We start from the raw sequence: 8,285 nt of genomic DNA, 5'->3' as shown, positions 1-8,285 counted from the left end.
ACCCCCCACACCCCCGCCGCCGAAGCCGTTATGCGCCGCTGGAGCTGGCCCGCGCCGGGCGGCAAGCCGGTGTACAACTACCGCGCCGACGACCGCGAGTTCCGCAATGGTCCCAGCCAAGGCCGCTGCCTGATCGCCGCCGACGCCTTCTACGAATTCACCGATCCCGCACGTCGAGCCGAACTGCCGGTCGACACCGCCGATCTGCCGCCGCTGCCCAAGGGGCGGAAGGACAAATGGTCCTTCACCTTGGCGGGGGCCGAGTGGTTCGGCATCGCCGGGCTGTGGCGGACGCACCTTCAGGTGCCGACGCATGGCGGCGAGGCGTTCACGATGCTCACTTGCCCGCCGGGCGACGACATCGCCCCGTTCCACAGCCGCCAGATCGTCATCGTGCCCCGCGCCGACTGGGGCCGCTGGCTCGACGGCAGCGCCCCCGCCGCCGACATCTGCCGCCCGCTCCCCGCCGGGTCGCTCGCGGTGGCGCCCGCCGCGCGCTAGTTGTTCCTGATATGTTCTTGCCTCGCCAACGACGATCTGCTACGCTGCGCGCTCCAGCAGCTATGGGAGAAAACGCACGCTCGGCATCCGGTCGTGCTCCAGCCGGTGTCACCCCCCTGCGATGGTCGTCACTTTTGTAACTTTTCGCGCTCGCCGCCGGGGTTGGCGTCCAAGGGGAAGGGTTTGATGGCAGACCTCAGCGGTGCATTTTCGTCCAGCCTGTAACATCGCCTGCGGACGCTGCGTACACTCCCTCGAACGCCCCAACGTCAGGAGATTCCCATGCGTTTTGCCCCGTCCATGCTTGTTGTCCCGGTCGCGCTCGCGGCTGCCTCGGTCGCTTATGCCGCGCCCATCGCCGTCGGCGCCAAGGTTCCCGCCAATTTCAGCGCGGTCGACACCGCTGGCAAGGCGCGCAACTTCGCCTCGATCGCGGGCAAGAAGGGCACGGTGCTGATCTTCTTCCGCTCGGCGTCGTGGTGCCCCTATTGCCAGGCACAGCTGAAGGACGTGCGCGCGCTGCCGGCCGAACTCGCCAAGCGCGGCTACAGCCTCGCCGCGATCAGCTATGATTCGCCTGAAAAGCTCGCCGATTTCACCGCGCGCCAGTCGATCAACTACACGCTGCTGTCGGACAAGGATTCGAAGATGATCGACGCCTTCGGCCTGCGCGATCCGGCCTATCCGAAGGGCAATTTCGCCTATGGCGTGCCGACCGCGACCGTGCTCGTCATCGGTGCCGACGGTGTCGTGAAGCAGAAGCTGACGACTGCCGATTACAAGGTCCGCCCGAGCAACGCGACGATCCTCGCCGCCGTCGACCGCGGCTGAGGCCTAGCGCGCCCGGCGGTGTCGTGCCGCCGGGCGTGCTGTCCATAGCTCGCCTTCAGCGCCGCCCGTTCAGCGCTGCCCGGTGCGGCGCTTGACGGGCGTGCTGCTCGGCTTGGCGCCGGCTTTCGTGGATGCCTTCGGCACCACTGCCATCGTCCAGTCGGCGTCGGGCCGCAGATATTTCTGCGCGGTCGCCTGCAGCACTTCGGGCGTCGTTTGCGCGACATCGCGGGCCAGCGTGCGGATCGCAGCGATCCGCCGCTCGTCATAGGTCCCGCCCTCAAGCTGGCTGAACCAGAAGGTGTTGCCGGTCGATGTGCGCGAAATCAGCTGCATATAGGGCACCACCGCGCGCTTCAGCTCGTCGGCGTCGATCGGCTTGGCGGCCAGATCGGCGGCAATCTCCCGCGCCAGCTTGAAGAAGAAGGCGACCTTGTCGGGCGGCACCTGCCCGATGGCGATCACACGACCCCCGCTCGACAGGCCGACCGGCCAGCTGCTCGACACGCTCGGGCTATAGCTCGCGCCCGCTTCCGACCGCAGCCGGTCGAACAGCCGGTCAGTGAACACCTGCGCCAGCAGATCGAGCCGGCGGCTATCGGTAATCCCCTCAATCCCGCCGCCGGTCGGCCAGGCGATGACGGCAACCGCCTGATTGGTCGGGCCGTCGTGGGTGCGGATGACCGGTGTGTCGACATGCGCGGGGAAAGCGATCGGCGGCGGCGGCGTGGTCGCGGCGGTGCGCGGTTTCAGCGCGCCGATGCTCTTGGCGACGGCGGCGATCGCGTCGTCGGCCTTGACGTCGCCGAACACTTGCACCTCGATCGGCCCTGCCTGCAGCAACGGCTCCCACAGCGCGCGGAACTGGGCGGGCGTGGTCGCGGTGATCTGCGACAGCGGCGGCGTGGCCCAGCGCGGGTCGCCCTTGTGCAGCAACCCTTCCAGATCGCGGCCCAGCACGCCGCCGGGCGACGACGCATAGCCGGCATAGGCGGTCATCGACAGAGCGCGCGCGCGCGCCACCGGCTTGGGGTCCCAACCCGGCTCGGCAAGCTTCGCGGCGATCAAAGTCAACTGGTCGGGCAAGTCCTCGGCCGAGGTGGTCGAACCGAGCACAAAGGCATCGTCGTCGACCGCGAAATCAAGGTCGATCCGGCGGCCCGAGGCGAGCTGGTCGAGCTCTTCCTGCCCAAGCGTGCCGATCCCGCTCGACACCAGTGCCAGCGGCGCGGCCCAGGCCGCGGTCGGTCGGTCGGCAGGGAGATCGTTATAGCCGCGCCCGAAACGCACGCGAACATAGACACGGCCCGCCTCCGACCCGTTGGGGAACATCAGCATCCGGACGCCGTTCGAAAATTCGACCTGCTCCATGCCGAGGTCGCTGATCGTCTTGCGGCTGACGACGGTCGCCGGGGCGCCGAGCTTGGGCAGCATCGAAAAGTCGATCTTGGTCACGGCGCTGCGGGTGGTCGCGACCTTCGACACATCGGCCTTCAGCGCGGCCTGCAGTTTGGCGACGGCGGTGGCATCGGGCGTGCGCGTGTTGACGATCGCGCGCGTCGCCGTGCCGGTGAACACGCGCTTGGTCGATGCCAGCAGCGCGTCGGGCGAGAACATGCCCTTCGCCCGCGCCGTCAGGAAGATGTCATAGGCAGTCTGCGCGGTGGTGACGGTCTCGCGGATGTCGAGCGCCTCGTCGAGGTCGTCGGCCTGCTTCGCACCGGCCTCGGCGGCGGCGGTATCGACCTGGGTCTTGAGCGCGCGGTCATATTCGCCGACTTCGCGGTCGACTTCGGCTTGCGAGGCGGGCTTGGCCTGCGCGTCGGCAATCACCGCGCGGACATCCTTCAGCGCCGCCGCCCAATCGTCGCCGATCGGCAGCACCTGAACGAAGGTGCCATTGGCCGAGCGCGACACATCCTCCAGATTGACGTTGGCGCTGATGAAGCTGCCGCCGCTGCGTGCGCGCGTCTCCAGCCGGCGGTTGATCAGCCGCAGCGCCATCAGGTCGACCATCCGCTTCTGGTTGAAGATGATGGTGTCGTCCCGGTAAACCCACGGTCGCAGCACCGCGAAGGACGCAAGCGCCGGGATCGACGGCTCGGCGACCGCCTTCAGCGGTTGGGGCATCGGGCCGGGCTTGCCGAAATCGGGATCGGGCGGGTTGGCGCCGTTGCCCTTCCAGTCGGCAAAATTCTTGACGACAAGGCGCTCGAACATCGCCGGATCGAGATCGCCGACGACGATCACGACGGCGCGTTCGGGGCGGTACCAGCGATCGTGGAAGGCCTTTACCGTTGCCGCCGTTGCCGCCTCGAGCGTGCGGATCGTGCCGATCGGTGATCGCTGCGCGAGCGGCTGGCCGGCGAAAAAGGCACTGCGCAGCGCATCGGAAAAGCGCGATTGCGCGCCCGGCTGCTCGCGTTGCTCGGCAAGCACCACGGGCCGTTCGGCGTTGAGCGTCGCGGGGGTGATCAGCGGCTGGGCCATCATGCCCGACAGGATGTGCAGGCTCTCATCCAGCCCCTGTTCGGTCGCACTCGGCAGGTCGAGCTTGTATGTGGTGGCGGTAAAGCCGGTCTGGGCGTTGGTGTCCGACCCAAAGGTCGTGCCCAGCCGCTGCCAGACTCGCTTCGCCTCGCCATCGGCGACATAGACCGAGCTGCGGAAGGTCAGATGCTCGATCAGATGGGCAAAACCGCGCTCGCTCTCCTTTTCGAACAGCGATCCCGCCTCGATCCGCACGCGGATGGCGACCTGACCGGGTGGCACGCCGTTCTTGCGCAGCGCATAGCGCAGCCCGTTGGGCAGCGTCCCGAACTTCCAGTCGGGGTCGGGGGTGATGTCGCTGCCCTTGTACAGCCAGCCCGGCTCGGCAGCTGCGGTCGTCGCCGCCCGTTGGGTTTGCGACGCCTGCGCAATTTTTTGCAGTGCAGCGCTATTGACCGAGGGCGACGGCACCACATCTGAAGCCGCAGCGGGCACCGTCAGTGCAAGGATCAGGAGCAGCGAAAGCGGGCGGAGGCGCCGGGCCGATTGGATATGCATCGCCATGATGTAGCGAGCGCGGTCGGGCAGCGCCAGCCACCCCGGCGCAGCGAATCGGACCGAGTGAGAAGATGAGGCAGCAGAATTGAGCCTGATTTTGCCATGATTTGGACCCAAGCCGTCGCTAGCGACGATGATTGGCCGGGGGTATTCGGCAGCGTGTGTTTGAGCAGGGCGGCGGCGCCGGGGCAGCGGAAAGGGCGGAACCATGGGTGTTGAGACGAAGCGGCTGGCAAAGGATCCCGCACGTTGGACGGCCCCCGAGGCGCCGGCTGGCATGGTCCCCGACCTGACGATCATTTCGGGCGCGCCCGTCGCGGGATCGCCGATGGTTGCCGAGCGCAATCGCCCGCTGCTGATCAAGGTCGGCAAGTCGCTGCGCGGCGTGTTCGACCGGCTGATCGGCTCATCGTCGCTCGTACCCAACACCCCCGTGCTCGACGTGCGCGATTTTGCCTGGACGGCCTTGCTGCGCGACAATTGGCAGGCGATCCGCGCCGAGGCCGAACAGGTTGCGCTCCGTGAAGCGGCGGTCCCGTCGCTGGCGACCATTTCGCCCGATCATCGTTCGATTGCCGAAGTCGGCAAATGGCGATCATTCTTCCTGTTCGGCTATGGCTATGCGATCGAGGAAAATCTGGCGCGCTGCCCGCGCACGGCCGAAATCATCGCCCAGATTCCGGGGCTCAACAGCGCCTTCTTCTCGATTCTCGCGCCCGGCACCCATATTCCCGACCATCGCGGCGTGACCAAGGGGCTGATCACCTGCCACCTCGGCTTGGTCGTTCCCAAGGACGGCGACGTGCGGATGCGCGTCAAGGACCGCATCGTCCGCTGGTCCGAAGGCGAGACTTTGGTGTTCGACGACACTTATCGCCACGAAGTGTGGAACGACACCAGCGGCACGCGCGTCGTCCTGCTGATCCAGTTTGAACGCCCGCTGCGCCAGCCGGGCAAGTGGTTTGCCGATCTGTTTCTGGGCTTCGTGCGCCGATCGGCCTTTGTGCAGGAAGCGCGCGAGAATCTGGAAAACTGGAATGCGGCGATGCGCGAGCTTGACGGCTGATCCAATCGCCCCTTCGCGGGGTTGAACCGGGCCATCGCCGCCCCACATGAGCGCCATGCTGATCGAAACCGAAACGACGCCCAATCCCGCAACGCTCAAGTTCCTGCCCGGCCGCACGGTGATGGTCGGCGGGACGCGCGATTTCGCTTCCGCCGACGCAGCCGAAGCGTCGCCGCTCGCGGATGCGCTGTTCGGCCTCGGGGATGTGACCGGTGTTTTCTTCGGACAGAACTTTGTGTCGGTCACCGCGGCGCCGGGTACTGACTGGGCGGTGCTGAAGCCCGATGTCCTGTCGGTGCTGCTCGATCATTTTTCGGCGAACATGCCGTTGTTCCGCGACGGTGCCGCCGATTTCAGCGTGCCTGACGAGCCGGTGTTGACCGATGATCCCGCCGATGCCGACATCATCGCACAGATTCAGGATTTGATCGCGACGCGCATTCGTCCGGCCGTTCAGGGCGACGGCGGCGACATCGCCTATCGCGGGTTCGACAAGGGCAAGGTTTTTCTGAGCATGCACGGCGCTTGTGCCGGTTGCCCGAGTTCGACCGCCACGCTGAAGAACGGGATCGAGCAATTGCTGCGTTATTATGTTCCCGAAGTGACCGAAGTCCGCGCGGTCTGACACCCAATTCAGGAGACATTGATGGGCGAGAAGCTGGCTGAAGCCGCGCTCGATACGATCTTTCGTGTGGCGCGCACTGCGAACGGGTATCTCGACACACCGTTCACCGCTGCCGATGCCGAGGCGATCTGGGACCTGATGAAGTTCGGGCCGACCTCTGCCAATCAGATGCCCGCGCGGTTGATCTGGTGCCTGTCGCCTGAATCGAGGGAGCGGCTCGCCAGCCATGCCAGCGGCACCAATGCGGCCAAGATCGTCGCCGCCCCCGCCGCTGTGGTGATCGGCATGGACGAGAATTTCCACGAGCATTTGCCAGAGCTGTTCCCGCACACCGATGCGCGCAGCTGGTTCGAAGGGAACCTGCCGCTGCGCCAGGTGTCGGCGATGCGCAACGCGACGCTGCAGGGCGCCTATTTCATCATCGCCGCGCGCGCGCTCGGTTGGGATGTCGGCCCGATGTCGGGGTTCAACAACGCGAGCGTCGATGCCGATTTCTTTGCAACCACGCCAAGCGTGAAGTCCAACTTCATCGCGACGATCGGCATTGCCGATCCCGCGACGATCTTCCCGCGCTCGCCGCGGCCTGCCTTCGCCAAGTTCAACCGGATCGCCTGACGCGCGCTCACGCCTGAATCCGCTTGCCTTGCTCGCGCCGCCGCCGCATGGGCGCGCGCTGCTGAAGGGATAAGCGTGAAAGTCGACCTGTTCGATTTTGATTTGCCGACCGACCGGATCGCGCTGCGCCCGGCCTCCCCGCGCGATGCCGCGCGGATGCTGGTGGTCGAGGGCAGCACGATCCGCGACGCGGTTGTGCGCGATTTGCCGGCGGCGCTGCGGCCCGGCGATCTGCTCGTCTTCAACGACACGCGCGTGATTCCGGCGCAGCTCGAAGGGCGGCGCGGCGACGCGCGGATCGGCGCGACGCTCCACAAGCGCGAAGGCGTGCGACGCTGGCGCGCCTTCATTCGTAACGGACGGCGGCTGCGCGATGGCGATGTGATCGATTTCGGCGCCAGCGTGAGCGCGGTCGCGGGCGACCGGGGCGCCGACGGCAGCTTCGCGCTCGACTTCGCTGGCGACGAGCCGGTCGAACTGCTGCTCGACCGTGCCGGCAAGGTGCCGTTGCCGCCTTATATCGCCGCCAAGCGCGCGATCGATGAACGCGATGCCGATGATTACCAGACGATGTTCGCGACCGAAAAGGGCGCGGTCGCGGCCCCGACCGCCGCGCTTCACTTCACGCCCGCGCTGATCGCGGCACTGGACGCGGCGGGCATCGGCCACACCACTTTGACGTTGCACGTGGGGGCGGGGACCTTTCTGCCGGTAAAGGCCGACGATACCGCCGACCACCAGATGCACGCCGAATGGGGCAGGATCGATGCCGCGACGGCCGATCGCATGAACGCGGTGCGCGCAAGCGGCGGGCGGCTGATCTCGGTCGGCACGACCTCGCTGCGGCTGATCGAAAGCGCGACCGGCGCCGACGGCATCGTCCGGCAATTCGAAGGCGACACGTCGATCTTCATCACCCCCGGCTATCAATTTCGTGGGATCGATGGGCTGATTACCAATTTCCACCTGCCGCGCTCGACGCTGTTCATGCTCGTGTCGGCGCTGATGGGGCTCGAAGTGATGCACGCGGCCTATGCGCATGCGATCCTTTCCGGCTATCGCTTCTACAGCTATGGCGATGCCTCGCTTTTGCTGCCGCGGAAGGATTGACGATGCGCCCGGATCTGACTGCGTGTCTTTTTGCCGCGATGACGCTGATCGCCGCGCCGACCACCGCGCAACGCGCGCCGGCGGGTGGCCCACCCGATGCCGTAGCCCGGCCACGCGACCAGCCGCCGTCGTCGACGATCATGGCTGAGCCGGTCGCGGTGTTCATCGCCGCCTGCGACGGCGATGGCGATGCGCGCGTCACTCGCGCCGAGCTTGCCGCCGGCGTCGTCCGCAGTTTCGCGAGCATCGACCGAGACGGCAAAGGATCGATCGGCTATATCCAGTTCGCCGACTGGTCCGAACGCTGGTTGGGCGATCGCAACGCGCTGCCGAGCCCGTTCGAGACCGACACCGACAGCGACAACCGCATCACGCCCGCCGAACTGCAGGCGCAGTTCGACAAGACCTTCACGCGGCTCGATCGCGACAAGGACGGCACGCTGGTGCGCAGCGAAATGCTGACGCTCGATGCGTTGCGCGGGCTGGGCG

The 8,285-nt window shown here is 66.7% G+C and carries 8 protein-coding genes; 7 read left to right on the top strand and 1 reads right to left on the bottom strand.

Going from position 1 to position 8,285, the window contains the following annotated elements:
• Both AX672_RS13645 and AX672_RS13640 read left to right on the top strand, forming a co-directional pair.
• On the top strand, nucleotides 1-501 hold a 501-nt coding region (locus AX672_RS13645), incomplete at its 5' end, for an SOS response-associated peptidase family protein (RefSeq protein ID WP_082730558.1).
• Between the two features lie 282 nt (nucleotides 502-783).
• The gene (locus AX672_RS13640; protein ID WP_082730557.1) at nucleotides 784-1,332 is read left to right on the top strand and encodes a peroxiredoxin family protein; all 549 of its coding nucleotides are present in this window, start codon (nucleotides 784-786) and stop codon (nucleotides 1,330-1,332) included.
• A 69-nt stretch (nucleotides 1,333-1,401) separates the two neighbouring features.
• Here the strand turns inward: AX672_RS13640 and AX672_RS13635 are convergent, their stop codons facing one another.
• Nucleotides 1,402-4,386: a M16 family metallopeptidase gene (locus tag AX672_RS13635; protein WP_082730556.1), complete on the bottom strand. Its 2,985-nt coding sequence runs from the start codon at nucleotides 4,384-4,386 to the stop codon at nucleotides 1,402-1,404.
• 202 nt (nucleotides 4,387-4,588) lie between these two features.
• Here AX672_RS13635 and AX672_RS13630 point away from each other — a divergent pair, with 202 nt between their 5' ends.
• The 5 genes from AX672_RS13630 to AX672_RS13610 form a co-directional block, all read left to right on the top strand.
• A complete protein-coding gene (locus AX672_RS13630; RefSeq protein WP_231731357.1) occupies nucleotides 4,589-5,446 on the top strand; it encodes an aspartyl/asparaginyl beta-hydroxylase domain-containing protein in 858 nt (285 codons plus the stop codon).
• A 55-nt stretch (nucleotides 5,447-5,501) separates the two neighbouring features.
• Nucleotides 5,502-6,071 (top strand): NifU family protein, encoded by a 570-nt coding sequence (locus AX672_RS13625; RefSeq protein WP_066652207.1) that lies wholly within the window; start codon nucleotides 5,502-5,504, stop codon nucleotides 6,069-6,071.
• Nucleotides 6,072-6,092: 21 nt separating this feature from the next.
• Nucleotides 6,093-6,686: a malonic semialdehyde reductase gene (locus AX672_RS13620; RefSeq protein WP_066652200.1), complete on the top strand. Its 594-nt coding sequence runs from the start codon at nucleotides 6,093-6,095 to the stop codon at nucleotides 6,684-6,686.
• Between the two features lie 75 nt (nucleotides 6,687-6,761).
• Nucleotides 6,762-7,796: a tRNA preQ1(34) S-adenosylmethionine ribosyltransferase-isomerase QueA gene (gene queA, locus AX672_RS13615; protein WP_066652198.1), complete on the top strand. Its 1,035-nt coding sequence runs from the start codon at nucleotides 6,762-6,764 to the stop codon at nucleotides 7,794-7,796.
• 2 nt (nucleotides 7,797-7,798) lie between these two features.
• Nucleotides 7,799-8,285, top strand: a 487-nt coding sequence (locus AX672_RS13610) for an EF-hand domain-containing protein (protein WP_202189339.1), incomplete at its 3' end; no start/stop codon positions are given.

The sequence above is a fragment of the Sphingomonas sp. CCH10-B3 genome, assembly GCF_001556185.1.
GTDB classification, from domain to species: Bacteria; Pseudomonadota; Alphaproteobacteria; order Sphingomonadales; family Sphingomonadaceae; genus Sphingomonas; species Sphingomonas aquatica.
This window is presented reverse-complemented; position numbering and strand designations above follow the sequence as displayed.

Excerpts from the sequence above, each read along its gene's own strand:
- AX672_RS13640 (WP_082730557.1), top strand. The coding sequence starts at position 784 with ATGCGTTTTGCCCCGTCCATGCTTGTTGTCCCGGTCGCGCTCGCGGCT.
- AX672_RS13635 (WP_082730556.1), bottom strand. The coding sequence starts at position 4,386 with ATGGCGATGCATATCCAATCGGCCCGGCGCCTCCGCCCGCTTTCGCTG.
- AX672_RS13630 (WP_231731357.1), top strand. The coding sequence starts at position 4,589 with ATGGGTGTTGAGACGAAGCGGCTGGCAAAGGATCCCGCACGTTGGACG.
- AX672_RS13625 (WP_066652207.1), top strand. The coding sequence starts at position 5,502 with ATGCTGATCGAAACCGAAACGACGCCCAATCCCGCAACGCTCAAGTTC.
- AX672_RS13620 (WP_066652200.1), top strand. The coding sequence starts at position 6,093 with ATGGGCGAGAAGCTGGCTGAAGCCGCGCTCGATACGATCTTTCGTGTG.